Here is a 26,061-nt window from a genome sequence, read left to right on the forward strand (position 1 = left end):
TTTTACGATGTCAAACCTTCAAATCCGTATGGCCAATGCCATTCGCGCTTTATCCATGGATGCAGTACAGCAAGCAAATTCAGGGCACCCTGGGATGCCGATGGGTATGGCAGATATTGCTGTTGGTCTTTGGAATGAACATTTAAAGCACAACCCAACAGACCCACATTGGATTGACCGTGATCGTTTTGTTTTATCCAATGGTCATGGTTCGATGTTGTTGTATTCCTTGTTGCATCTTTCAGGTTACGACTTGCCAATCGATGAGTTAAAAAATTTCCGCCAATTGCATAGCAAAACTCCAGGACATCCAGAGTACGGAATTACTCCGGGAGTGGAAACAACCACTGGTCCATTGGGCCAGGGAATTTCTAATGCAGTGGGAATGGCTCTCGCAGAAAAATTATTAGCAGAAGAATTTAATCGTCCTGGTTACAACATCGTTGATCACTACACGTATGTGTTTTTAGGTGACGGTTGCCTGATGGAAGGCATCAGTCATGAGGTTTGCTCTTTAGCAGGCACACTCAAGCTTAATAAGTTAATTGCCTTATGGGATGACAACGGTATATCGATCGATGGCAAAGTGGTTTCTTGGTTTAATGAAGATACCCCTAAGCGCTTTGAAGCTTATGGTTGGAATGTCATTCGTGATGTGGATGGTCACGATGCCGAAGCGGTATCTGCTGCAATTACCAAAGCCAAAAAGAGTGACAAACCTACCCTGATCTGCTGCAAGACGGCGATTGGTCAAGGCTCGCCGAATATGGCGGGTAGCGACAAGGTCCACGGTTCACCATTGGGCGCTACTGAAATTGCAGCTACGCGTGTTGCACTCAATTGGCCATATGCCCCATTTGAAATTCCGAAAGATATTTATGCGGCATGGGATTTTAAAAAGCGCGGTCAAGCTGCTGAGCATGAATGGAATAAAGAGTTTCAAAAATATAAAAACAAATTCCCAGAACTTGCTTCTGAATTGCAACGTCGTATGGCAGGTGAATTGTCAAAAGATTTCTCATCCACATTAAATGCCTATTTAAAAACTTGCCAAACTAAAGCCGAGACTATTGCTACGCGCAAAGCCAGCCAAAATGCGATTGAAGCTTTGGCTCCTGCTTTGCCTGAATTTATGGGCGGCTCTGCTGACTTAACTGGATCTAACCTTACCAATTGGTCTACATGCAAACCGGTACGTGGTGATCAATGGGGTAATCACATTAATTATGGTGTGCGTGAATTTGGCATGAGCGCCATCATGAACGGTATCGCTCTGCATGGTGGCTATATTCCATTTGGCGGTACGTTCTTAACCTTCTCTGATTACAGCCGCAATGCCTTGCGTATGGCGGCGTTGATGAAGTTACGTAGTATTTTTGTATTTACTCACGACTCGATTGGTTTAGGCGAGGATGGTCCAACTCACCAGTCTGTGGAGCACGTAGCAAGTTTGCGCTTGATCCCAAATTTAATGGTTTGGCGCCCTTGCGACACCACTGAGAGCGCCGTGGCTTGGGGTTCAGCGATTGAACGTAAAAACGGTCCTAGCGCCTTAATCTTTAGTCGTCAGAACTGCCCGTTTGTCCCTCGTAGTGCTGCGCAAATTAAAGATATTGCACGCGGTGGATACGTATTGCGTGACCCCACCGGCAAGATTGATGCGGTCATTATTGCTACTGGTTCTGAAATTGCACTCGCATTACAAACTGCAGAACGCTTAGGTGAAGAAGGTTTAGGAATTCGTGTTGTTTCAATTCCGTCAACTACTGTCTTTGACCAACAAGATGCCGCCTACAAAGCGAAAGTATTGCCTGCCAATATTCCACGCATTGCGGTTGAAGCAGGGGTTAGTGATTTCTGGTGGAAGTATGGATGCGCAGCTGTGCATGGCGTAGATACTTTTGGAGAGTCAGCACCAGCACCAGTGTTGTATGAATATTTTGGCTTAACAGTTGATCAAATTGCAAAAACTGTTAAGCAATGCATCGTCAATAGATAAGCAAAGTACGTAATAAATTCAATATTAGCAAGGGGAAATAAATGACAATTCGCGTCGCAATTAATGGTTACGGACGTATTGGCCGCATGGTCTTGCGTGCTTTGTACGAAGATCAGGCAAATGGTAAACCACGTCGTGATATCAAGATCGTCGCAATTAATGCGATGGGTGATATTGCTATCAATGCGCACCTGACCCAATATGATTCAGCCCACGGCCGCTTTCCAGCTGAGGTTTCAGTCGATGGCGATTGCATGGTGGTAAATGGCGATCGCATCAAAATGTTCTGTACACGTAACCCTGCGGAAACTCCATGGGGTGAGCTAGGTGTCGATTTAGTGTTGGAATGCACGGGTAAGTTCACTTCCAAAGAAAAAGCCATGATTCATATCCAGCAGGGCGCTAAGAAAGTATTGATTTCAGCTCCCGGCGAAAAAGATGTGGACGCAACGATTGTGTATGGCGTAAATCAAAACGTATTGAAGCCAAGTGATGTAGTCGTTTCCAACGCAAGCTGCACAACAAACTGTTTGGCTCCGTTGGTTAAACCGCTTCTAGAAAAGATTGGTATTGAATCTGGTTTGATGACAACGATTCATGCATTTACAAACGATCAGGTATTGACTGATGTGTATCACAAGGATATGCGTCGTGCGCGTTCTGCTGTTTCAAGCATGATCCCCACGAAGACTGGCGCTGCTAAAGCGGTTGGTTTAGTGCTCCCGGCATTAGCCGGTCGCTTTGATGGTTTCGCAATGCGTGTACCAGTAATTAATGTTTCTGTTGTTGATTTAACTTTTGCAGCCAGCCGAGCTACCAGCGTTGACGAAGTGAACTCAATCCTGAAGGATGCTAGCGAAGGCGAACTCAAAGGCATTTTGGGCTTTAATACTTTGCCTTTAGTGTCTATCGACTTTAATCATGACCCACGTCCTAGTATTTACGATGCCTCTCAAACTCGCGTTTCAGCAGATGGCAAGTTGGTGAAGGTATTGGCTTGGTATGACAACGAGTGGGGTTATTCAGTGCAGATGTTGAATGCTGCTGAAGCTCTGATGGCGGTAAAGTAATTAAATGCTTTTAAAATAAGCTAAAAGTTGCTAAAAAACGCTTAAATCTACTTTTTAAGCTTAATTTTGTAAAAAAGACCTCAAATTGAGGTCTTTTTTGCTTCGAGAGAGCTAAAAACTGCTTATTTGCTCTGTTTTATTTGGGCTGTTTGTTGCGGCAATTCTTCTTCTGGCATTGGCCATACATTGCCAAAGAATGCTCTTGAAGCTTAAAACCGAGGTTTTTAGCGATATCTCGCTGCCTTTTCTCAATAGCTTCATCTACAAACTCTTCAACATGACCACAATCAATACAAACTAAATGATCGTGGTGTTGGCCCTCATTGAGCTCATAAATCGCCCTGCTATCACCCTTGCTGGATTCAAAGTGACTCCGAAGGAGAAGGCCTGCCTGCTCAAACTGGGTAAGAACTCGATAAACCGTTGCTAAGCCTATCTCTTTGTCGTCCTTGGCTAGGGCCATAAAGACGTCTTCGGCGCTAAAGTGAGTGCCACCGTTTTGATGAAAAAAATCGAGGATTTTCATCCGTGGCCCGGTTGCTTTTAGGCCGATACCGCGTAAATCTTCAGGGGTAGGGATTTGGGTCATATTTATGGCATTGGGAGCTAAAATCAATGTCTTAATGATACGGCCAGCCATGCAAAATTGCCTTGAACTTTTTTCCCGCTTTTTAAACCCTGTTTTAAGGGGGACGTTCTCACCTATTCGATTGGGAATTGTGGCTCTCGCCCTGTTTGGATTGTTGGGTGCTGTGGGGTGCACCTCTGCAGTTGATGAAACCCAACGCGCTTGGATGAATAAGATTTTTAGGCCATATGTTCCTGACGTTGTTCAGGGTAATTTTATTTCAAGCGAGCAATACGCCAAGTTGCAATTAGGGATGAGTCGCGAACAGGTGCGTCAAATTTTAGGAACTCCTTTATTGGCAAGTTACTTCCATGCAAACCGTTGGGATTACATTTTTGAATTTAAGCGCTCTGGTCAACCGATTAGTAAAGAGCGTCGCGTCACAATCTTCTTTAATGGCGATAAGGTGGTTAAGTTTGAAGGTGATGCACTCCCAACTGAAATTGAAATGGTTGCTGAGATTGATAACTACGCAAAAACAAAGCGCTCGTTTTGGGATGTCGTGACTGGGGCTAATAAGCCACCAGTTACTCCGCCATTGCAGCAACCAGAAGTGTTAGTACCAAGCAAGACGGATAATTTAGCAGCAGGTACACCCATACCGCCGGCCAATACCAGCAGTTCGTTCTGGGACTTTTTTGGTTCTTCAAAAAAGGGTGCAGATACACCATCTCCGCAGTTAGGGCCCGGCACATTAAATGATGTGCCAAAGCCAGCGGATCCCAAATAATAGAAATCATTTTTATATTGATGCCAAAAAATCGTTTTGGCTCACTTAATTAAGAAGCGAAGAAACAGATGATGAAAATTGCAATTGCAGGCGCAACAGGTCGTATGGGGAAGATGTTGATTGAGGCTGTTCTCAATACAGCGGATGCGCAATTGGTTGGAGCGTTAGAACATACTTCTTGTCCACAGTTGGGTGAAGACGCTGGTGCGTTCTTGGGTAAAAAGACAGGAGTATTGATTTCTTCTGATGTGATTCAAGTATTAACAAATGCAGAGTTCTTAATCGACTTCACTAGGCCTGAAGGCACAATGGCGCATTTGGCTGTTGCTGAAAAGACGGGTACCAAAATGATTATTGGTACTACCGGTCTGACTACTGAGCAAATTGCCAGCCTGAAAAAAGCCTCTACTAAATTGGCAATTGTGTTTGCGCCAAATATGAGCGTGGGTGTCAATGCAACTTTTAAGCTCCTAGAGATCGCTGCCAAGATGCTCAATCAAGGCTATGACATTGAGATTATTGAAGCCCATCATAAGCATAAGGTAGATGCTCCTTCCGGTACTGCACTGAAGATGGGTGAAGTCATTGCAGATGCTCTAGGTGAAAAGCTCGATGATGTTGCGGTGTATGCGCGCGAAGGTCATACCGGCGAACGTAAAGAGGGGTCGATTGGTTTTGCAACTATTCGTGGTGGCGATATTGTCGGAGATCACACTGTTTTATTTGCTGGCGATGGCGAGCGAATTGAAATCAGTCATAAATCTTCAAGCCGTCAGTCCTACGCACAGGGATCACTGCGTGCAGCACGTTTCTTACAAAATCAAAATGCTGGTTTATTCGACATGCAAGATGTGCTTGGTTTACGCAAGTAAACAGTCAATCAATTAAAAATAGAAGAAAAGAGTTGTTTAAGAATGAGTAAGGATTACGACTACCGCAGCATTGAAGCGGCAGCGCAAGCTGATTGGGAAGCTGCGCAAGTCTATCAAGTATCAGAGAACGTAGTTGATGCACAAGGTAAGCAAAAGCCAAAGTATTACGCCTGCTCGATGTTGCCTTATCCATCTGGGAAATTGCACATGGGTCATGTGCGCAACTACACGATTAATGATGTGATGGCACGCCAGCTACGCATGCAGGGCTATAACGTTCTCATGCCTATGGGTTGGGATGCATTTGGTATGCCTGCAGAAAATGCTGCGATACAGAACAATGTTCCACCAGCGAAGTGGACTTACGACAACATTGCATACATGAAGAAGCAAATGGCTGCGATGGGTTTAGCCATTGACTGGTCACGTGAAGTTGCAACTTGTAGTCCTGATTACTATCGCTGGAACCAGTGGCTCTTTTTGAAGATGTTGGAAAAAGGTATTGCCTATCGCAAGACTCAAGTAGTAAATTGGGATCCAATTGATCAAACTGTTCTAGCAAATGAACAAGTGATTGATGGTCGTGGCTGGCGCTCTGGTGCATTAGTTGAGAAGCGCGAGATTCCAGGTTATTACTTCAACATCACTGCTTATGCGGAGCAATTACTTTCTGGTTTGGATGGCTTAGGCTGGCCCGAACGCGTCAAGACCATGCAACAAAACTGGATTGGCAAAAGTCGCGGTGTACGTTTTGCTTTTAAACACGATATTGCTGACGACCATGGTAACTTTATTCAAGATGGTCAGTTGTATGTTTTTACTACACGAGCAGACACCATCATGGGTGTTACTTTCTGTGCGGTAGCGGCTGAACATCCTTTGGCAACTAAAGCAGCAGCCAATAATCCAGAGCTCGCCGCATTTATTGAGAAATGCAAAACCGGTAGTGTGATCGAAGCCGATCTAGCTACCCAAGAAAAAGAAGGTATGTTTACCGGTTTGTATGTCACACATCCTTTGACACATGAGCCGGTCCCTGTCTGGGTTGGGAACTATGTATTAATGTCTTATGGCGATGGCGCTGTGATGGGTGTGCCCGCACATGATGAGCGTGACTTCGCGTTTGCCCTGAAGTATGACTTGCCAATTAAACAAGTGATTGCCCTCAAGGGCGAGTCGCCAATGTTTAATGCGACTCGTTGGGAAGATTGGTATGCCCAGAAGGAAGGCGTAGTTTGTTTCAATAGCGCTCAGTTTGATGGGCTATCACATGACGAAGCAGTCAGTGCCGTTGCAAAGGAGTTGGAAAAACTCGGTATTGGTGAAATGAAGACGACTTATCGTTTGCGTGACTGGGGTATTTCTCGTCAGCGTTATTGGGGTACGCCAATTCCGATTATTCATTGCGGCGATGATAGTAAGCCTGGATGCGGTGCAGTACCGGTGCCCGAGGCTGATTTGCCAGTGGTTTTGCCAGAAGATTGCGTACCAGATGGTAGTGGCAATCCGCTTAATAAACGTGCAGACTTTTTAAATGTGAATTGTCCGAAGTGTGGCAAACCTGCTCGTCGTGAAACTGACACGATGGATACCTTTGTGGATTCTTCTTGGTATTTCATGCGCTATACCGGTCCGAATGCGAAGACTATGGTGGATGAGCGCAATGAATATTGGATGCCAATGGATCAATACATTGGCGGTATTGAACATGCAATTTTGCATTTACTCTATGCGCGTTTCTGGACCAAGGTGATGCGTGATCTCAATCTCATTACCTTTGACGAGCCTTTTCAGAATTTGCTCACACAAGGCATGGTTCTAAATGAGACCTACTATTCTGAAGATGCTTCCGGTAAAAAGACTTGGCTTAATCCATTGGATGTGGAGTTAGATCTTGATGAAAAAGGTCGCCCTCAAGGGGCTAAGTTAATAGGTGACACCTCTAATACCCCGGTAGTGATTGGTGGCGTTGAGAAGATGTCTAAGAGTAAGAATAATGGCGTTGATCCTCAGGCTTTGATCGATCAATATGGTGCTGATACTGCTCGTTTATTTGTTATGTTTGCAGCTCCCCCTGAGCAGCAGCTTGAATGGTCTGGCGCTGGTGTGGATGGCGCCTCCCGCTTCTTGCGGCGAGTATGGATGTATTCAAGCAGTCAAGCCGGCTTACTACGCGATGTAACCGATAGCTTGCCTGGTAACTTGAGTGATGCTGAGAGAGAGTTGCGTCGTGAAGTCCATGCGATCTTGAAGCAAGCTAATTTTGACTATCAACGTCGCCAGTACAACACTGTCGTATCGGCTGCAATGAAGATGCTAAATATTCTTGAGCCAATTAAGTTAGATCAAAATGCCGCGATTAGCCCACCAGTCTTGCGCGAGTGTTTGAGTATCTTGTTGCGTGTACTGTACCCAGTAGTCCCTCACTTGACCCATGTGTTGTGGAAAGACTTGGGGTATGAAAAGTCTTTTGGCCCTCTACTCGATGCTCCTTGGCCTGCTGTAGATGAAGCTGCTTTAGTGCAAACAGAGCTTACTTTGATGTTGCAAATTAACGGTAAATTGCGAGGAGATATTAAGGTGCCCGCTGATGCCAGTAAAGAGCAAGTCGAAACTTTGGCACTTCAAAGTGAGTCTGCACAAAAAGTATTAAATGGAGGCGCTCCTAAAAAAGTCATTGTGGTGCCTGGTCGTTTGGTCAATATTGTTGCCTAACCTATTTATAGAAACTAAAGCGATGAGCGTAAATCAACTTCGACGTGCAATGCTGGGTTTAATTGCCACTGCACCTCTTGGCGGTCTGATTGCTTGTGGTTTTCGTTTGCGGGGCATGGTCGATTTACCATTTAAGGTGATTGCAATCACCGGTAATCCTTCTCCTCCCCTGAGGGCTGATTTACAAACAGCAATTTTGACGGGTACTGACGCAAAGGTTGCTATTAATCCTAAGGATGCTGATCTCATCCTGGAGATCACGAATGACATTAATGGTCGTGAGATCCTAGCTTATAACTCTACTGGCCAGGTATCAGCCTATCGCTTAAACATTCGTGTTGGCTTTAGAGCTTTTGATTTGACTGGAGCTGAAGTGGTACCAGAAGCTGAGATTTACATGACTCGCGATATGGACTTTAGCGTTTCAACTGTATTGGCAACAGATGTGCAAATGCAGCAGTTCTTGGCGTTAATGCGACGTGACTTGGCAATTCAGATTTTGCGACGTGTTGCAGCTACTGCTAAATCACCACAATCTAGAGCGTTCTAAGGTATATCCAGATTCGCATGGTTAAGGTAGATGCCCTGCAAGTACACCTCAAGTCCCTGAGTTCGGGCGGGGCCTTGTTGCCGCTATATGTATTTAGTGGTGATGAGCCCTTGCTCATGATGGAGGCTATGGATCAACTGAGATCTGCCGCCAAGAAGCAAAACTTTACTGAGCGTGAAGTCCTGTTGCAGGAGCGTGGATTTGATTGGAGTGCCCTGTTAAATGCAGGCCAAACCATGTCTTTGTTTGGTGATAAGCGTTGGGTAGAATTGCGCATACCGACTGGAAAGCCTGGGCGTGATGGTGCTGATGCCCTGAAACAGTTTGCATCTCAAATCGCTTCGCAATCAACGGGTTCAGAAGGTCCAGATACCGTGGTTTGCATTGTCCTACCTCGCTTAGACGGCAAGACAAAGACCTCTGCATGGTTTAGCGCTATAGACGATGTTGGCATGGCTATTCAAATTGATTCTTTGGATCGTAGTCACTTGCCTCAGTGGATTGCTGGGAGATTAAAGCGCCAAGAACAAGCAGTTGAAGCTGGTCCAGAAGGTCAACGTGCACTGGAATTTATTGCCGATCAGGTTGAGGGTAATTTAATTGCAGCCCACCAAGAAATTCTGAAGCTGGGTTTGTTGTACCCCACCGGAAAGTTAACTGAAGAGCAAATTCGTTCTTCTATCCTAAAGGTGGCGCGCTATAACGTCTTTGAATTAACCGAAGCAATGCTTGCCGGTGATTTAGCTCGGTTAAATCGGATGCTAGATGGCTTAAAAGGTGAGGGCGAGCCACTCGTGTTGATTCTGTGGAGCGTAACAGAAGAGCTTCGGATACTATCTAAGCTCAAGGTAGCAAGCGATGCTGGTGAGTCTGTGCAAAATCTGATGCGGGCTAACCGTATTTGGGGAAATAAAGAGCGTTTATACCCAGCAGCATTAAGAAGGGTGCAGCCTCTCAAGTTACGCAGAGCAATGCAGGTTGCTGCAGGCTTGGATCGTCAGGTAAAGGGCTTGTATGCACCAGATTTGCCTGCAGATCCCTGGGATGGTTTGCGTTTGGTCGGAAATTTGTTGCGTTAAGCAGAGTGAAACTAGACACAAGAGATTAAGAAATGAGTTCAGCTATTAAAGAAATGATGCAGGATATCGGGATGCGAGCGCGAGCTGCATCGCGTGCAATGGCGCGTGCATCTAGCGAGCAAAAGAATCAATCGTTATTACACATTGCTAAAGTCGTTCGTCAAAAATCAGATGAAATACAAAAGGTGAATCAAGTAGATGTAGAGCGTGCTAAGGCTAATAGGCAAGATGCTGCCTTTATTGATCGCTTAACCATGACTCCAAAAACTATTGAAACGATGGCGCTCGGGCTAGAGCAAATTGTTTCTTTGGAGGATCCGATTGGAAAAATTACGCCATTACAAAAGCAAGCCTCAGGAATTGAACTTGGTCAGATGCGAGTTCCGCTCGGTGTGATTGGCATTATTTATGAGTCTCGTCCTAATGTCACCATTGATGCAGCTGCCCTCTGCTTAAAGTCAGGTAATGCAGTGATTTTGCGTGGCGGTTCAGAGGCAATTGATTCTAATACCCTGTTAGCTCAAATTATTCAGGATGGCCTAGCTGCCGCTGGATTGCCTAAAGATGCGGTACAAGTAGTGACGACAACGGATCGCAGTGCGGTGGGTGAGATGATCACCATGACTCAATATATTGATGTGATCGTGCCACGTGGCGGCAAGAGCTTGATTGCCCGATTAATAGCTGAAGCGCGCGTTCCAATGATTAAGCATTTAGATGGTATTTGTCATACCTATATTGATGCTGAAGCTGATATAGCAATGGCTGTGAAGGTTTGCGATAACGCCAAGACCCAAAGATATGCCCCATGTAATGCGATGGAGACCTTGCTAGTAAATCAAGAGATTGCTAATCAAGTATTGCCAATTTTGTGCAAGATTTATCAAGATAAGGGCGTTGAGCTACGGGTCGATCAATTAACTCGTAAGACTCTTGAAGCTAATGGCTTTCAGAATTTAGTTGATGCCAAAGAAGAAGATTGGCAAACAGAATATTTAGCGCCAATCTTGTCTATCAAAACGGTAGCCAATATTGATGAGGCCATGAATCATATTGAGCAATATGGCAGCAAGCATACGGATGCCATTATTACGAATAACAAGGCCAAAGCTGATCGTTTCTTGCGTGAGGTAGATAGTGCGAGTGTGATGGTGAATGCCAGCACGCGCTTTGCCGATGGCTTTGAATATGGCTTGGGAGCTGAAATCGGGATTTCAAATGACAAGCTACATGCTCGTGGCCCTGTTGGTTTAGATGGTTTGACCTCCTTGAAATATATCGTCATGGGTCATGGCGAGATTCGCACTTAAATTTAATTAGAGTAAATTCACTATGAGCAATGCCTACCTCTGGGTTAAAACCTTTCACATCGTATTTATTACCTCTTGGTTTGCCGGCTTATTTTATTTACCGAGAATTTTTGTGAATCTGGCTGAAGAGAAAAATACTGAGGCTTATGCTCGTTTACTGGGTATGGCTGACCGACTCTTTCGGTTCATGACCATTTTGGCAGTACCAGCAGTATTGCTGGGCCTAGCACTTTGGCTTCATTTTGGTATTGGTCGTGGCGATGCGTGGATGCACGCCAAATTATTTTTTGTAATCTTGGTAATCGGCTACCACCATGCATGTTTAAGCTTGCTCAAGAAATTCCGTATCGGCATCAATAAGCGATCAGGCGTTTGGTTTCGTTGGTTTAACGAAGTTCCGGTGATCTTGCTGGTCATTATTGTGGCTTTGGTGCTGTTTAAGCCATAAACATAATTTATATTTTTAATACCTTTTTAAGACTGTTAGCCCCATGAGATTTTTTGTAGTTTGCCCAGGCGGTTTGGAAGTTCCGCTTGCACAGGAGCTGGCAGAGATTGCTGGACGCCCAGAATGTAAGGCATTGGGAGCATGGGTCATTGATCCCACCCCAACTAGTCCTACAGGCGGTGTTGGCCTTGCCGCACCATTATCAGCTGCCATGGCGCTGAACTTGCATTCACGGATTGCAAGCCGTGTACTGTTGCAAATGGCGCAATCCCCTTATAGGCAAGAAGAAGACCTATATAAGTTAGCTAGTGGTTTGGCATGGGAGGAGTGGTTTACCTCTAAGCAAACTTTACGCGTGGATGTCACAGCGCATCGCTCTCCATTAAAGAGTTTAAATTTTGCAACACTCAAAATTAAAGATGCGATTGTGGATCGCTTGCGTGATGTAACAGGTGATCGACCCAGTATTGATACTGCTTTTCCGGATGTTCGGGTACAAGCCCATTTAACGTCAACCCAAGTCACAATCTATCTAGATACCTCAGGTGAAGCCTTGTTTAAGCGCGGTTGGCGTGATGAAAAAGGAGATGCACCCCTAAAAGAAAATTTAGCTGCAGGTATTCTTTCAATCACTGCTTGGAAACCTGGCCAGGCTTTATTTGATCCGATGTGCGGTAGTGGCACCTTTTTGATTGAAGCTGCCCAAATGACTTTGTCCATTCCGCCAGGTGCGATTCGTGCGGGAATGTATGGTGATGATGCCAAGCCAAGTCGTTTGGCTTATCGCCCACTGGTGACCTCTGCCCACGGTTTCGGGTTTCAAAGGTTGAAGCCTTTCAATGAAACTACTGAGCAAAAGCGCTGGGTAGATTTAAAAGAAGCCGTACTTGCGCAGATGCTAGAAAAGCGTAAACAATACCCGAGTGTTGATGCATTAAAAATTAGTGGCGGCGATATTAATGAAAAATTAGTATCGATGTTCAAGGGTAATTGGCAAAGAGCGCAGTTACCAGATCAACCGGCAGTTCGCCAGGTTGATGCTTTAGCTGCCAAGCCACCAGGCGGTATTAGTGAGGGTGTGATGTTATTAAATCCTCCCTATGGCGAGCGTCTGGTGATTAAGGGTGGTCGGGGACAAGACCGTGCTTCTGCTCAAAATGAGCAATACGATGATGTTGATGAGCCTGAAAATCGCTTTGAGATGAATCTAGAAACAGGGCGTCAAAGCGCTAAGCGTTCAAGTCGTGAGTCTTTGAAGAAGTTGCAAGCACAAGAAGAGCAGGATCCAAAGTTTGTTGAGTTTTTACGCCAGTTTGGACAGCATCTTAAGGACGATTTTGGTGGATGGAATATATTTGTTCTGACTGCGGATATGGCTCTGCCGGGACAATTGCGTATTAAAGAATCCAAGCGCACACCTTTATTTAATGGCCCGCTTGAGTGTCGTTTATTCAAGTTTGAAATGCATGTCAAGCGACCGGCTTAAGTGACCATAAAACCGTAAAATAAGTAATAAGCTAAAACAAGCAAAGATAAGCGGAGAGAAAAGCGATGGAATTTAAAACGTATATGTGTTTGATCTGCGGTTGGGTTTATGACGAAGCCGCTGGATTGCCTGATGAAGGCATTGCACCAGGAACACTTTGGAAAGATGTGCCGATGAACTGGACTTGCCCAGAGTGTGGTGCTCGTAAAGAAGATTTTGAAATGATGGCAATTTAATTAAAATAATAATGGCAAAAGTAGATCAAAACGAGGCGCTATTTGAGCGTGCGCAAAAGACAATTCCTGGGGGAGTGAATTCTCCAGTGAGAGCTTTCCGTCAAGTAGGCGGAGTTCCCCGTTTTGTTACTAAAGCTAAAGGCCCCTACTTTTGGGATGCCAACGATCAGCGCTATATCGACTTGATTATGTCTTGGGGTCCTATGATTGTGGGCCATGCAAATCCAGAAGTAGTAGCTGCGGTACAAAAAGCAGCTGAGACTAGTTTTAGTTATGGTGCACCCACTCAAGGTGAGATCGAATTAGCTGAGCGCATTTGCGCTTTGATACCAAGCGTTGAGCAGGTACGCATGGTTTCGAGTGGAACAGAGGCAACAATGAGCGCCTTGCGTTTAGCTCGTGGCTACACCGGTCGTGATTTGATTATCAAGTTTGAGGGTTGCTATCACGGTCATGCCGATAGTCTTCTAGTAAAAGCGGGTTCTGGCTTATTAACCTTTGCTGACTCCACACAGAATGCACCGTCCTCTGGTGGCGTTCCACAGGATTTGGTAAAACATACCTTAGTTCTGCCTTACAACGATGTGGCTGCAATTGAAGAGGTATTTAAAAAACAGGGCGATCAAATTGCTGCAGTGATTATTGAACCAATTGCAGGCAATATGAATTTGATTCAGCCTTCAAAAGAATTCTTATCTGCTATACGTCATCTGACTAGCAAGCATGGCAGTGTTTTAATTTATGACGAAGTAATGACCGGCTTTAGGGTAGCCCTAGGCGGTGCTCAATCCTTGCAAGGCATTACTCCGGATCTGACTTGCTTGGGCAAGGTAATGGGTGGAGGTATGCCGATGGCAGCTTTTGGCGGCAAGAAAGAAATCATGTCTAAGCTTGCCCCGTTAGGAAATGTTTATCAGGCGGGAACCTTATCTGGCAATCCAGTAGCGGTCGCTGCAGGCTTGAAGACCTTGGAGATTATTTCTCGGGAAGGTTTCTTTGAGTGTTTAACTGGTCAGACAGAAAAGTTGATGGCAAGATTAAAACAAGCAGCTGATAAGGCAAGTGTCCCTTTTGCAGTAGATAGTGTTGGCGGTATGTTTGGGTTTTACTTTGCCGATCAAGTACCAACTACATTTGAAGCAGTCACTAAAACCAATATTGATGCTTTTAAGAAATTCTTTCATCTGATGTTAGATGAAGGAGTGTACTTAGCACCATCAGCGTATGAAGCAGGATTTACTTCGATTGCCCATGACAATGCAGTGATTGATGCTATCGTTACTGCTGCTGAAAGTTCATTCAAAAAACTATAAATAAGCTTTTGGTCACAAGTGAGCTTTCACATTCTGAGTGGGTGGTCATAGCCACTCACCTGAATGATCTCTAAATTTTTGGAGTCTTTATTTGAGTCTGCTATTTCAAGGGCAGTGAGCTTTCCACCCCAAACACAACCTGTGTCTAGGCCGATGACATTGTGCTTGCGGAGTAAACCCAATGTGGACCAGTGCCCAAAGTAAATTAAGGCATCAGCAGTTTTTCTCTTGGGAGCCATGAACCAAGGGGTATAGCCTTTCGGGCCATCCTCTAGACCTTCCTTGCTCTCAAATTCCATTTGACCTGTCGGGCTGCAAAAACGCATTCTAGTGAGTGCGTTGGTGATGACGCGTAAGCGTTCATAACCTTTTAGGGAATTACTCCACTTGTTGGGAGTGTTGCCATACATATTGCCTAAAAAGGTTTTGTAAGACTTGCTACGAAGCGCCTTTTCCACTTCTTGAGCACATTCAATCGTTTGTTGTAAATCCCATTGCGGCAATACACCTGCATGCACCGTCAGAACCTTGCCATTAGAGAGTGCCATAGGGCGCTGCCGAATCCAGTGAATCAACTCGGCACGATCGGGGGCATGCAAAATAGGTTCTACAGTATCCAGTCCTTTGGTTTTACGAAGACCAGCATCAATAGCCAGAAGGTGTAAATCATGATTGCCTAAAATGCATTCAGCACGACCAGACTCTTGCAGGGTCTTGAGTTGCCGCAAAGCCCCCAATGAATCAGGACCACGATTAACCAAGTCTCCCAGAAAAATCATTTTGGATTTCGGTGGAAGTTTTTTGACTAAAGCCTTTAATGAGGGTGCGCAGCCTTGTACGTCACCTACGGCATATATCTTGCTCATACCTTATCTTAAAGCGGAAATACAAAGATATTGCTGGGGCTAAGCAATTTTTTTGACGACGCTATATCGCACCAGAGTCTTTTTACGCGCTTCATCATGATCAACCACCGGTAAGGGGTAATCTCTTCCCATAACGATGCCTGCAGCCTCGAGCTCTATATGACCGGCTTTCCAGGGGGCATGAATTGTCTTCTTGGAAAGCTTATCGAGCTGAGGAAGGTAGCGTTTGATGAACTTACCTTCAGGGTCAAATTTCTCTGATTGGGTAATGGGGTTAAAGATTCGGAAATAAGGCTGAGCATCACAGCCTGATGAAGATGCCCACTGCCAACCACCGTTATTAGAAGACAGTTCAAAGTCATTGAGGTGCTCTGCAAAATAAGCCTCGCCCCAGCGCCAGTCAATACCAAGATCCTTTGTAAGAAAGCTGGCCACCACCATCCGTAAGCGGTTGTGCATATAGCCACTTTGATTGAGTTGATGCATTGCTGCATCAACAAGTGGGTAACCCGTTTTACCTTCACACCAAGCCGTAAATAATTTCTTGGCTGAGGCGCCGCTCTCCCAGGCAATATTGTCGTAATCAGGCTTAAATGATGCGCCCTGTGCAAGGCGCGGATGATTGGCCAGAATCATGAAATAGAAATCGCGCCAGATTAATTCACTTAACCAAATCGTTGCACCCATGCTGCCAGCCAGCATACGGCGATGTGCTTCGCGTACTAACCCCCTGATAGATAGCATGCCAAAGCGTAAATGGGTGGAGAGGTAACTCACTCCCTTAATTGCTGGAAAGTCTCTACCTACTTGGTACTGGTCTATACGAGTGAGAAAGTCTTCTAAAAAAGCTTGACCACCGTCTGAGCCAGGTGGCAAATAGCTCTCAATACCGGTAGAGCAAAAGCCCATTGACTCTAGCGAGGGGAGTGGCTCATTCAGTTTTTTGGGAATGGCTGCAAACTGACCTGGTTTTGGTTTGCATGCATAAGCTGCCAGATCTTTTTCTTGCAGCGTTTTGAGCCAATTATTTTTGTAAGGGGTAAAGATGGAAAAGACGGTATTCGAATTGGTGAGAATTTCTTTCTTCTCAAAGATCACCTGATCTTTAAAAGTCTCAAAACCAATACCTTGTTTTTCTAATTGTGCTTTAACGATCTCGTCGCGTTCGATAGCTGAAGGTTCATAGTCGTGATTGGTAAAGACGGTGTTTACACCCAAATCTTTGGCAATTTCTGGAATGCATTGGGTTGGCTTACCAAAGCGGACAATCAGCCCCCCGCCTTGTTTTCGTAGTGCATCGTCAATTTGCTTGATACCTTGCCAAATGAAGTCAACCCGACGGTCGTGCTTTAGCCCATTGGCCTCTGGCTCACCTTTCAGTAGGGGTTTGAGAATATCGGTATCAAAAATGAAGGCAAGCCAAACCTGGCCACATTCTTTGAGGGCGTGGTGAAGGGCGGCATTGTCATAAAGACGAAGATCGCGGCGGAGCCAAACAAGTGCTTTTTGCATAGCCCATATATTAGGGCTTATTCGGCCAAAGTGCTGAAGGCCTAATGGCTAGAACAGGTTAAGATCAATAGTAAATATGGATACGATCTTTTTTATTCTTGCAAATGTGGTGCAGTTTTGTATTGAGCCATTAAATTGGCTTTTGATCTTCTTGCCACTGAGTCTACTTTTTCTATCCCTCAGAAAGCCAGCGCTTTGTAAGCGGTTTCTAGTATTGGCGCTACTCGACCTGGTCCTTGTTGGCTGGATACCGAGCGCGGAGGTTTTTTTAAGGGCGTTAGAAGATATAGTGCCTAAAACTACGATTTCCGAACTTTCTGAAAAGGATATTGGTGGGATCATTATTTTGGGTGGTGCAATTGAAGGTGGCCAGATTTCAATTGATAGGGGGGAGGTGTCTGTTGGGTCCTCCGCTGAGCGCATCACCAAGGCATTTGAGTTGATTCGTAAATACCCTGATCTCCCTTATATTTTTAGTGGTTACTCAGGACGTTTGTTGCCTCAGGGCCTATCTGAAGCAGATGCATTTAAACAGCTTGTTCAAGAGCAGGGCCTGAATCAGGCTATGGCGCACTATGAGAATCGGTCCCGCAATACTTATGAGAATGTCCTTTTCATAAAGCCTATGATTGCAGAATATGGATCTAAGAGTGATTCTGATCAACCCAAACCTTGGCTTTTAATAACCTCAGCAAGTCATATGTATCGATCGGTAAAAATTTTTCAGAAACAGGGAATTCAAGTTATTCCAGTGCCAGTGGATTACCAAACGGCCAATACCCCGCACTGGTGGAGGTTTGATCTGGAGGATGGAGCTGAAAATTGGAATAAATTGGCTCATGAAGTCATTGGTCTTATAGGTTACTGGGTTACTGGAAAGATCTAGATATTCGGTAAAATGGGCTCATATGACCTCGGCTAAAAAAGCACCCCTTGCTTCAGATACAGCGCCTTCGCCAGAGTCAATAATTTCTTTTTCTGCAGACCACCTAGCCAATCAATTTCTGATTGCAATGCCAGGTATGGTGGATCCTAATTTTGCGGGTTCTGTAATCTATCTTTTTGAGCATACCCAGAGAGGGGCGATGGGGCTGGTAGTGAATAGACCTACCGAAGTTGACCTAGCTACTCTGTTTGACAAAATAGAACTCAAATTAGAAATTGCACCTTTGCTAGAACAGCCAGTGTATTTCGGTGGTCCAGTGCAAGTTGAGCGTGGCTTTGTTTTGCATGAATCCAATCCCAATCTTTCTTACAGCTCTTCCTTGGTAATTCCTGGTGGCTTAACTATGACTACCTCTAAGGATGTTCTTGAGGCAGTTGCTGTAGGTAACGGCCCCAGAAAATTTTTGATGACTCTTGGGTATGCTGGTTGGGGTGCTGGGCAACTCGAGGAAGAAATTACTTTAAATGGCTGGATGAATGTGCCACTTTCGCGTGAGCAAATGAGTGAAATTATTTTCAATACGCCTTTTAGTCAGCGCTATGAAAAAGCCATGAGCCATCTTGGTTTTGATTTATCTCATCTTTCTGGTGAGGCGGGACATGCTTAAGTCGAGCCCTAATTCAGCTGCAGTCCCAGGGACTGTGATGGCTTTTGATTATGGTCTGCGGCGGGTAGGGGTTGCGGTTGGCAATACTGTGACTAAACTGGGTCAGCCCCTCAGGACTATTGCCGCTCCCAATGCAGATGGTTTGTTTCGTGAAATAGAGTGTCTTCTAGGGGAGTGGGCCCCCAATCAGCTGGTGGTTGGACTTCCCATGCACCCAGATGGCGCTGAGCATGAAATGACCGCTAAAGCTAAGCGCTTTGGCAATCAGCTTCATGGTCGCTTTGGTTTGCCCGTAAGCTGGGTGGACGAGCGATATACATCAGCAGTTTTAGAGGGCAGCTCTCAGATGCGGGACAATCTAGATGCGCACTCTGCCGTGTTAATTTTGGAGCAATATTTTGCTGGGTAAAAGAAATAATGGTGTTAGAACTAAATCATGAATGCTGAATTGTTATATGAAAAGCTACTAGCCAAACTGCGTAATAGAGCGCAGGTTAGTTCATTTGAGTTAGCTGGCCTGGCGATGGGCGGTGCATGGATTGCAGAACGATTGGCAAAAGATTTGGGTTTGCCGCACTACGGCGTCCTTAATGTCGCTTTTCATCGTGATGATTACGCCGAAAAAGGTATGACGGCATTACGTACTGCCAGCACCATGACGACTCATCTGCCATTTGATGTCAATGGCGCAAATGTAATTTTGATTGATGATGTTTTGTTAACAGGTAGAACAGTTAGAGCGGCCCTCAATGAGTTATTTGATTTTGGCCGACCCGCGCAAGTTGAATTAATGGTTCTTGCTGATCGCGGTAAACGAGAGTTACCAGTGAGCGCTGATTTTGCAGCGGAGCAAGTACAGGTTCCTGAGCAACAAATTTTGGTATTAGAAAAAGATGCCGCTGGCAAGTTCAGCTTTCAGCTAGAGGAGCGAGTTTAATGAACCAATTTAATGCTGCCGGTGAATTAACTCACCTTCTGACTTTAGAGGGTCTGCCAAAAGAACAAATTCTGCATATTTTAGATACCGCCCAGCAGTTTGTCAGCGTGACAGATCCTTCGCGTGAGGTGAAGAAGGTGCCTTTGTTACGTGGCAAAAGTGTATTTAACTTATTCTTTGAAAACTCTACGCGCACGAGAACGACTTTTGAGATTGCTGCTAAGAGGTTGTCTGCCGATGTGATTAACTTAGATATTTCCACCTCTTCGACCGCTAAAGGCGAGAGCTTGTTGGACACCATCGACAACTTGGTTGCGATGCAGGCAGATATTTTTGTGGTACGTCATGGCGTATCTAAAGCACCCATTGAAATAGCCAATCATGTGCCTTCACATGTTCACGTTGTGAATGCGGGCGATGGAAGTCATCAGCATCCAACCCAAGGCTTGTTGGACATGTATACGATGCGCCACTTTAAGCAAAATTTCAAAGGCTTAAAGGTAGCTATTGTGGGCGATATTGTTCATAGCCGTGTTGCTAAATCGAACATTCATGCACTTACGACCTTGGGCTGCGAAGATATTCGTGCGATTGGCCCTGAAAGTTTGTTGCCTAGTGATTTAGATATGTTGGGAGTGAAAGTGTTTCATTCCATGGAAGAAGGTCTTAAGGATGTCGATGTGGTGATGACTCTGCGCATTCAGAAGGAACGCATGGAGGCTGGCCAGGTTCCAGAGGGTGATGCCTTCTTTAAACAATATGGTTTAACGCCGGGCCGCTTAGCTTTAGCTAAGCCAGATGCAATCGTGATGCATCCAGGCCCAATGAATCGTGGTGTAGAGATTGATTCAGCTGTAGCAGACGGTCCACAATCAGTTATCTTGAATCAAGTCACCTTTGGGATTGCTGTGCGGATGGCTGTGATGTCAATCGTTGCTGGTAATTAAGCATTCACCAATTTCATGCCCGCGGACAAATTAATGAATAAGCGGTGGCTAATTTTGTCGCATGGCTTCAATATGGATGGACGTGCATCCAGCCAGACGATTACAGACAAGATGCCTTATCTATTGGATGATGGCATAAAGCCTATAGTCTTTAGTGCAATTACTGGCATTAAAGATCAGCGCTTTCCGCATCGTCAATTTCTAGCATGGGGTCCTGCAGCATTTCGTTTTGACTTTCGTCATTGGATTGCAAATCAATATGGACGTGGGTTTGTTTACAAGTTACTGACGAGGACCGTTTCGGTCTTATTGGCGCCATTTATTGGCCTTGAAAAGTTGATCTTGGGGTACTCGAGTCAATGGTCATGGGCAATGCCTGCATTTATGCATGGATATAAATTAATCCGTGAGGGGCAGATTGATCTGGTGTATTCCACAGGCGGTGCATGGTCTGCACATCTGGCTGGCTTATGGTTGAAGAAGGTGACTGGTGTGAGGTGGATTGCTGAAATTCACGACCCGTTGGTGATCCGCAAAAGTCCGGTTGATGAGGGTATTGAACAACCCAAAAATAGAGATGCGCGCTTTCGGCATTATTTGGAAAAGCAAATCGTTCGCTTTGCTGATTTTGTATGGTGGTTTACCGATGGTGCAGTTCATTATGCAAAAGCAAGAAATTCAAATTTAAATACACCTGGGAACGCCCATGGATTTATGGTGTTACCAGGCGCGGAACCTCCGGGCGGTTTAAGTGCGGCCAAGACACATCTTTATACGGATACATTAAATTTATCCCACTCAGGCTCTTTAGCTAAAGATCGATCACTCTCTACGATTTTGAATGCACTCCATTCTTTGTTCCAGAAATATCCACAGGCTCGCGAGAAGATTCGAGTTCATGCCTATGGTGCTGCATTGGATGAATTAACCCTTGGAGCAATAAAGCAATTTTCTTATCAGGATGTGCTCATTGCCCATGGCCGCCTAGAAAAAGATGCTGTAACTGGTAAGTCCGGTCGCGAAAGAGTAGTTGAAAAAATGCAGGAAGCAGATGTGTTGATTTTGCTTCACGGTAATGATGAGTGGTGCGCTGAATATATTCCTTCTAAGTTTTATGAATACCTTTGGACTGGACGTCCAATCTGGGGAATTACCCATCGCAATCCTCAGCTCGATGAAATGCTCTCGGAGCGTGGTGCTTACCTGAGTCATGAGGGCGATAAAATTGGCATTGAAATGGCTCTCGAAAGAATTTGGTTAGACTGGCAGGAGCGCCGGCTAATTGAGCCAAAATGGCTACCCTTGGGAGTAAATCAGGCGGTTGCGCAGATTCTGACTGAGATTCAATACAAATAGGAAGCCCATTGAAAGATTTTGTCCTCTATTGCAAGTCCTATCGCAATGACTTTCTGCGCCTAAAAAGACTGCTTTCATCCATAGAGCAGTTTAATCGGGACCATTTACCTTTTTATATTTCCACCCCTAGAGCGGATCAAGATCTATTGGTCCAGGTGCTGGGAAATGAAGCTAGCTATGTGTGGATTGCGGATGAAGATATCGTAAGGGCTAACCCAGATGCCTCTCTGGAAAAATATCAGGCAATGCCAGGTGGTTTGTCGCAAGCAATTGTGAAGTCAGAGTTTTGGCGACTGAGTTTGGCAAAAAATTATTTATGCCTTGATTCTGATTGTGTTTTCATCCGACCATTTTTCATGGACGATTTCATGGGCTCTGATGGGGTTCCATTTACAGTGCTCCATCAAAATAAAGAGTATTTCCAGCTAGCTCAGAATCGCGGTCAGTCTGAGGTCCAGCGTAATCTGCAGTTAGAAGCTAAACGCGTGCAGGCTTTATTTGGTAGAGTGGGCCCAGAATTTTATTGTGCTCCAGCTCCTTTTATATGGTCCGCAAAGGTTTGGGAGTCATTAGATCAGCGCTACCTAAAGCCTAAGGGGCTCACTCTTTGGGATATGGTGACACCTGATTACCCCGAGACATTGATTTATGGCGAGGCATTACTTAATTACCGGGCCATTCCCTTAATCGCAATTGAGCCCTTATTTAGGGTCTATCACTACGATTGGCAGTATTACTTGATGAGACGTCTTGGTGAGAGCGATGAAAAGCTCAAGTCGAATTACCTTGGGGTTCTGTATCAGTCTAATTGGGAGTCGAGTATGAGCGCAGGAGGCGATCAGAAGTCCTTGCCTTCCCGAGTTTTAAAACGGACAAAACGTTTTTTACGTTACTTACAAAGCTATCTCTAATGCCAGAAATTCAGGGTTTAGTTATTTCATTGGCTGGTTCAGAAGTTCGCCAGCAAAAGGTGAAATCAGAGTTGGATAAAACCAACTTGCACTGGCGTTTTTTAGACGCCGTGCGGGGGTCTGCACTAACGAATACCCCTAAAGAGTATCAACCAGGAAAGGTAAAAAATTTACTAGGATTTGAATTAACCCCAAATGAACTGGGATGTTTTTTGTCCCACAAAAAAGCCTGGCAAGATTGTGTCGACAAAAATATTCCAACCATTATTTTTGAGGATGACTTTTGCTTGCTACCGCACTTTGAGAAAGCAATTCATTTTTTAGTAAATGAATCGACTAACTGGGATGCGGTAAGACTCCAGGGCTTGAGTACTGTTCCTCAAGAGAAAATTCAAGGCAATGCTGAATTTTCTTTGGTGAGAAATATTGGGGATGCAGTAGGGGCAACAGCCTATCTTTTAAAGCCAAGCGCTGCCCAAACTTTGATTGATGCATCTAGTGATATTTATGAGCCCTTAGATCACTTCTTAGAGCATCACCAAAAGCACCATCTGGAATTCCTGGCAATTAGTCCTTATCCAGTCGATATTACTGGGGTAGAGACGACTATTGCAGACAGGCCAAGCAGATTGCCAATACGCGGTTGGCATAAGACAAAAAGATCTATTTTGCGTGCTTTAGATCGTTGGTTTTCAAAGAACCCTTGGTTCCCAAGCTAAGTTAATCCCACCCCAGCTTACAGATAGAGCTTCTTTTGTAAGTTACGCAACTTACGCTTAAGCCGATACTTTTGAATCACAATGCGATCAATCGCTGAGAGTTGAATCTCGCTAAGATTTTTTCCTTTAATGAAGACATCATTAAATTGGCGCATGATAACTTTTGGAGAAAAATTCTCTGAATAGGCGTCCCAATTTTTCTCATGCTGTACTCGGCGGGTAAAGTTGCTAAATATTTCCGCTAACTCTTTCTTGCCCCTATAGAGAATTGCTTTGTCTCCTAAAATCTCTATATGGCTGCGCTGAGGGGAGAGAGCATAGGTAATGACAGGCTTTCCCTTGATAGAAAATTCACCGCAAGCTAGCCCAAAGCTTTCACCTATTCCTCTGGCATGCAGCATCCCATCGCAAGTATTAATAAACTGTACTTTGTAATTAAGATCGGAATTGCCAGGTAAAAATATCAGTCTTTCATGCTGCGCAAAAGGATCCATATTCATAAATAGGAAGAAGAGATCACTACGCTGCTCTACAGCTGATAAGACAGTTTCTTTAACAAAGTCAAGATTGAAGCTATCCGAACCTCCATACCAACCCAATACTGTGGCCGTTTCAGGTATGCCTAGGCTAGAGCGAAGATTGCCAGCCACCTCTGGCAATTCAATCATGTGGGGCACAAAAGGGATTTTGTTATTGGAATATTCTTTTGAAAGCCACTGAGAAACAAAAGCGTATTTATCCCCATGAAATTCTTCAGGCTTAGTTGGAAAGACCGCATGAATTAAAGATGGCGAGCTTTCACAAATGGCATCGTCACGCTCCCCGGATTTGATGAAGTAGGTTAAATCAATTTTTTCCCGCTCAATCAAGCGGTTCAGTTCAACTGGTCCATCATACGGATACAATTTAAATTGTTGAGAAAACTTTTCTAAAACAGATTGAACAACATTATTGTTCTTACGATAGAAGATGACCGATTCATTCCCGAGTAGTTTTTGATTGTGATGTGCATAATCGTATAGGGCAATTTCCGTTCCCCGCAATGAGAGCCCATTAGTATGAAAACCAAGCTTCATTTTTTAAGAGATGGCATCTTCAAGAATACGTTTTGCAAAATCCCGAAAGGGCAGAATACTCGGAGCTTTTAATAATAAGGCTTGGGAGGCGTAATCTTGCAGTGCTTGGGGTGAGTTGATTATCTCAGTCAGAGGTGCATAATTGCACCATGACATTGGCCCCAGATTGATAAAGGCATAGGGGTTAAAGTCAACCTTGACGTTTTCATCGGTCCATGTAATCGGTAAACAATCGGCAAAGAAAGCTTCTGGAATTTTTTCTGTGTAGTAGCCAGGGTACATGCCATTCTCAGGGCAGAGATTAAAACCATATTCTTGAAGTAATTCATATTTCAAGAAACCGCTGAGGTGATGATTTTCAATAGTCTTATCAAAGTGCGCACCAAATCCTGTGATAGGCATGACTTTTTGGACCGCCTCATACAACGTTTTTCTAGGCTCTCTAATGTGTGAGCTTAAAAAAGCAACACGATGATTCTTTTCTAAAAAGCGATTACCTAATGGTTGCATCAGACGTTTGATATCAATCAATTTGCCATAACGCGGATTTAGGTTGCCAATAATTCCCTCATGCGACCAATCAATCATCTCCATCCAGTAGGGCAGTCGAAAATGTTGCTCTGAAGAAATATTTAAGTCAAAAGAAATACTGTAATCCGCTGCTACGGTGTCATGACGCAGGTTCTCTGCGCTATGGAAAACCCTAAGTGGTGAGATTTTGTTGGCTGGCGCTAAATTGAGTACTGAATTTACTGCGGGCCGAAGCGGTTTGGGGCACCATTTGAGCCTCTTAGAATCAGGCTTAATAAAAGGCCCCAATATCAGCAAATCTGCTTGATTTGGAGTAACCCAATCTAACTGATAACCAAGGCTTTGAGCGATAATTGGAAGCAAGCCTTGTGAATAGTCACTTGGGCAGCCAGCAGTTGAAATTCGTACACTTCTCATTCCCTAATACTAATTTATTTTATGTCTGAGTTTTCAGTCCAAAACCCATATTCGGTAGTCATCACTACTTTTGACAAGCGATTTGAAACCTATTTGGTGCCTTTGCTTGCTCAGATCAAGGCTCAACGTCCAGACATTGAAGTGATTGTGACAATCAATGGCCCTGCCAAAGGAGCTTTTGATGAAGACTATCGCTCCAACATTCTGTCTTATATCTCGAAATTTCCGCAGGTATTTCCGACGATGTTCCCAAGTTTTCAGTCGCTGGCCAAGCTATGGAATCGTGGTGCGTTGACGGCTAGCCACCATCGTGTGTTGATATTGAACGACGATCTGGAGCTTAAATCAGAAAATGGCAGCTGCTTTTTTGATCTTCTAGAAATCGCATTAGCGAAAAATACTGGAACTTTCAAGATCAATGGCAGTTTTTCTCATTTCATCTTGGATAAGCAAGAACTAATTGAAGTCGGTTTTTTTGATGAACGTCTTCTGGGTCTTGGTGAAGAAGATGGGGATTTTTACTGGCGTTTCTATAAGAAGTATAAAAAAGAAATTCCTAGTGTAGATATTGATTTAATTGATAATGTGCAATCTGATTTAGCTGATGATGGCTACACCAAAGGTATCCGTACCGCTTCTAAATTTAATCGCGATTTTATTCAAAACCAGAAATATAAGATAGCTCTACTAGGTGGTTATCGAGGAATGTTTGATAAAAAAGTTAATCAAATACTTGAGGATGAAAAGCAATATCCATACGAGTCCTTCTACTTGAAAAACAAAGACAAACTCTAGATATG

General features: G+C 44.5%; 26 protein-coding genes. 21 read left to right on the forward strand and 5 right to left on the reverse strand.

The features are described 5' to 3' along the window. Positions 1 to 7: 7 nt before the first annotated feature. A complete protein-coding gene (gene tkt / locus AOC20_RS01210; RefSeq protein WP_215360757.1) occupies positions 8 to 1,999 on the forward strand; it encodes a transketolase in 1,992 nt (663 codons plus the stop codon). A 41-nt stretch (positions 2,000 to 2,040) separates the two neighbouring features. Beyond that, on the forward strand, positions 2,041 to 3,069 hold the full coding sequence (gap, locus tag AOC20_RS01215) for a type I glyceraldehyde-3-phosphate dehydrogenase (protein WP_215360758.1): 1,029 nt from the start codon (positions 2,041 to 2,043) through the stop codon (positions 3,067 to 3,069). Between the two features lie 136 nt (positions 3,070 to 3,205). Here the strand turns inward: gap and fur are convergent, their stop codons facing one another. Continuing rightward, positions 3,206 to 3,649 carry a ferric iron uptake transcriptional regulator gene (gene fur, locus AOC20_RS01220; RefSeq protein WP_215362070.1) on the reverse strand — a complete coding sequence of 148 codons (444 nt, stop codon included), beginning with the start codon at positions 3,647 to 3,649 and terminating at the stop codon, positions 3,206 to 3,208. 139 nt (positions 3,650 to 3,788) lie between these two features. On the opposite strand from fur, the gene AOC20_RS01225 reads away from it, so the two are divergent. From AOC20_RS01225 to hemL, 10 genes are all read left to right on the forward strand, one after another. Further along, on the forward strand, positions 3,789 to 4,427 hold the full coding sequence (locus AOC20_RS01225; RefSeq protein ID WP_251373117.1) for an outer membrane protein assembly factor BamE: 639 nt from the start codon (positions 3,789 to 3,791) through the stop codon (positions 4,425 to 4,427). A gap of 71 nt (positions 4,428 to 4,498) precedes the next feature. Then, the gene (gene dapB, locus AOC20_RS01230) at positions 4,499 to 5,299 is read left to right on the forward strand and encodes a 4-hydroxy-tetrahydrodipicolinate reductase (RefSeq protein ID WP_215362072.1); all 801 of its coding nucleotides are present in this window, start codon (positions 4,499 to 4,501) and stop codon (positions 5,297 to 5,299) included. Positions 5,300 to 5,341: 42 nt separating this feature from the next. Continuing rightward, positions 5,342 to 8,014, forward strand: a complete 2,673-nt coding sequence (leuS, locus tag AOC20_RS01235; RefSeq protein ID WP_215360761.1) for a leucine--tRNA ligase — start codon at positions 5,342 to 5,344, stop codon at positions 8,012 to 8,014. A gap of 22 nt (positions 8,015 to 8,036) precedes the next feature. Then, the gene (locus AOC20_RS01240; RefSeq protein ID WP_215360762.1) at positions 8,037 to 8,564 is read left to right on the forward strand and encodes an LPS-assembly lipoprotein LptE; all 528 of its coding nucleotides are present in this window, start codon (positions 8,037 to 8,039) and stop codon (positions 8,562 to 8,564) included. Between the two features lie 17 nt (positions 8,565 to 8,581). Beyond that, on the forward strand, positions 8,582 to 9,643 hold the full coding sequence (gene holA, locus AOC20_RS01245) for a DNA polymerase III subunit delta (RefSeq protein ID WP_215360764.1): 1,062 nt from the start codon (positions 8,582 to 8,584) through the stop codon (positions 9,641 to 9,643). 32 nt (positions 9,644 to 9,675) lie between these two features. Next, complete coding sequence (locus AOC20_RS01250) at positions 9,676 to 10,953, forward strand: glutamate-5-semialdehyde dehydrogenase (protein WP_215360765.1); 1,278 nt, start codon at positions 9,676 to 9,678, stop codon at positions 10,951 to 10,953. A 22-nt stretch (positions 10,954 to 10,975) separates the two neighbouring features. Further along, positions 10,976 to 11,401, forward strand: a complete 426-nt coding sequence (locus tag AOC20_RS01255) for a CopD family protein (RefSeq protein WP_215360766.1) — start codon at positions 10,976 to 10,978, stop codon at positions 11,399 to 11,401. 43 nt (positions 11,402 to 11,444) lie between these two features. Beyond that, on the forward strand, positions 11,445 to 12,887 hold the full coding sequence (locus AOC20_RS01260) for a THUMP domain-containing class I SAM-dependent RNA methyltransferase (RefSeq protein WP_215360767.1): 1,443 nt from the start codon (positions 11,445 to 11,447) through the stop codon (positions 12,885 to 12,887). 65 nt (positions 12,888 to 12,952) lie between these two features. Beyond that, the gene (locus tag AOC20_RS01265) at positions 12,953 to 13,123 is read left to right on the forward strand and encodes a rubredoxin (protein WP_071464595.1); all 171 of its coding nucleotides are present in this window, start codon (positions 12,953 to 12,955) and stop codon (positions 13,121 to 13,123) included. 11 nt (positions 13,124 to 13,134) lie between these two features. Further along, positions 13,135 to 14,436 (forward strand): glutamate-1-semialdehyde 2,1-aminomutase, encoded by a 1,302-nt coding sequence (gene hemL / locus AOC20_RS01270; RefSeq protein ID WP_215360768.1) that lies wholly within the window; start codon positions 13,135 to 13,137, stop codon positions 14,434 to 14,436. 26 nt (positions 14,437 to 14,462) lie between these two features. Here hemL and AOC20_RS01275 read toward each other — a convergent pair whose 3' ends face one another. Both AOC20_RS01275 and AOC20_RS01280 read right to left on the reverse strand, forming a co-directional pair. Continuing rightward, on the reverse strand, positions 14,463 to 15,302 hold the full coding sequence (locus AOC20_RS01275; protein WP_215360769.1) for a symmetrical bis(5'-nucleosyl)-tetraphosphatase: 840 nt from the start codon (positions 15,300 to 15,302) through the stop codon (positions 14,463 to 14,465). Between the two features lie 39 nt (positions 15,303 to 15,341). After that, a complete protein-coding gene (locus AOC20_RS01280) occupies positions 15,342 to 16,814 on the reverse strand; it encodes a cryptochrome/photolyase family protein (protein WP_215360770.1) in 1,473 nt (490 codons plus the stop codon). Between the two features lie 76 nt (positions 16,815 to 16,890). On the opposite strand from AOC20_RS01280, the gene AOC20_RS01285 reads away from it, so the two are divergent. The 8 genes from AOC20_RS01285 to AOC20_RS01320 all read left to right on the forward strand — a co-directional run bounded on the left by AOC20_RS01285 (position 16,891) and on the right by AOC20_RS01320 (position 23,237). Continuing rightward, entirely contained in the window at positions 16,891 to 17,700 is an 810-nt protein-coding gene (locus AOC20_RS01285) for a YdcF family protein (RefSeq protein ID WP_215360771.1), read from the forward strand. 127 nt (positions 17,701 to 17,827) lie between these two features. Beyond that, positions 17,828 to 18,367, forward strand: coding sequence for a YqgE/AlgH family protein (locus tag AOC20_RS01290; protein WP_251373170.1), 540 nt, complete (start codon positions 17,828 to 17,830; stop codon positions 18,365 to 18,367). Continuing rightward, on the forward strand, positions 18,360 to 18,776 hold the full coding sequence (ruvX, locus tag AOC20_RS01295) for a Holliday junction resolvase RuvX (protein ID WP_215360775.1): 417 nt from the start codon (positions 18,360 to 18,362) through the stop codon (positions 18,774 to 18,776). The genes AOC20_RS01290 and ruvX overlap by 8 nt, the downstream gene beginning before the upstream one ends. Positions 18,777 to 18,803: 27 nt before the next feature. Then, positions 18,804 to 19,304, forward strand: coding sequence for a bifunctional pyr operon transcriptional regulator/uracil phosphoribosyltransferase PyrR (gene pyrR / locus AOC20_RS01300; RefSeq protein ID WP_215360777.1), 501 nt, complete (start codon positions 18,804 to 18,806; stop codon positions 19,302 to 19,304). Beyond that, positions 19,304 to 20,251 carry an aspartate carbamoyltransferase catalytic subunit gene (locus AOC20_RS01305; RefSeq protein ID WP_215360778.1) on the forward strand — a complete coding sequence of 316 codons (948 nt, stop codon included), beginning with the start codon at positions 19,304 to 19,306 and terminating at the stop codon, positions 20,249 to 20,251. Before pyrR ends, AOC20_RS01305 begins: the two co-directional genes overlap by 1 nt. 15 nt (positions 20,252 to 20,266) lie before the next feature. After that, the gene (locus tag AOC20_RS01310; RefSeq protein WP_251373118.1) at positions 20,267 to 21,607 is read left to right on the forward strand and encodes a glycosyltransferase family protein; all 1,341 of its coding nucleotides are present in this window, start codon (positions 20,267 to 20,269) and stop codon (positions 21,605 to 21,607) included. 8 nt (positions 21,608 to 21,615) lie between these two features. Continuing rightward, positions 21,616 to 22,518 carry a DUF6492 family protein gene (locus tag AOC20_RS01315; RefSeq protein WP_251373119.1) on the forward strand — a complete coding sequence of 301 codons (903 nt, stop codon included), beginning with the start codon at positions 21,616 to 21,618 and terminating at the stop codon, positions 22,516 to 22,518. Next, on the forward strand, positions 22,518 to 23,237 hold the full coding sequence (locus AOC20_RS01320) for a glycosyltransferase family 25 protein (RefSeq protein ID WP_215360779.1): 720 nt from the start codon (positions 22,518 to 22,520) through the stop codon (positions 23,235 to 23,237). The genes AOC20_RS01315 and AOC20_RS01320 overlap by 1 nt, the downstream gene beginning before the upstream one ends. A gap of 17 nt (positions 23,238 to 23,254) precedes the next feature. Here the strand turns inward: AOC20_RS01320 and AOC20_RS01325 are convergent, their stop codons facing one another. Together AOC20_RS01325 and AOC20_RS01330 are read right to left on the reverse strand one after the other, a co-directional pair. Continuing rightward, complete coding sequence (locus AOC20_RS01325) at positions 23,255 to 24,313, reverse strand: hypothetical protein (protein ID WP_215360780.1); 1,059 nt, start codon at positions 24,311 to 24,313, stop codon at positions 23,255 to 23,257. Positions 24,314 to 24,316: 3 nt separating this feature from the next. Continuing rightward, entirely contained in the window at positions 24,317 to 25,261 is a 945-nt protein-coding gene (locus tag AOC20_RS01330) for a glycosyltransferase family 10 domain-containing protein (protein ID WP_215360781.1), read from the reverse strand. Between the two features lie 21 nt (positions 25,262 to 25,282). On the opposite strand from AOC20_RS01330, the gene AOC20_RS01335 reads away from it, so the two are divergent. Then, a complete protein-coding gene (locus AOC20_RS01335) occupies positions 25,283 to 26,056 on the forward strand; it encodes a glycosyltransferase family 2 protein (RefSeq protein ID WP_215360782.1) in 774 nt (257 codons plus the stop codon). Positions 26,057 to 26,061: the final 5 nt, after the last annotated feature.

This window comes from Polynucleobacter ibericus (assembly GCF_018687955.1).
In the GTDB taxonomy this organism is placed as follows: Bacteria; Pseudomonadota; Gammaproteobacteria; order Burkholderiales; family Burkholderiaceae; genus Polynucleobacter; species Polynucleobacter ibericus.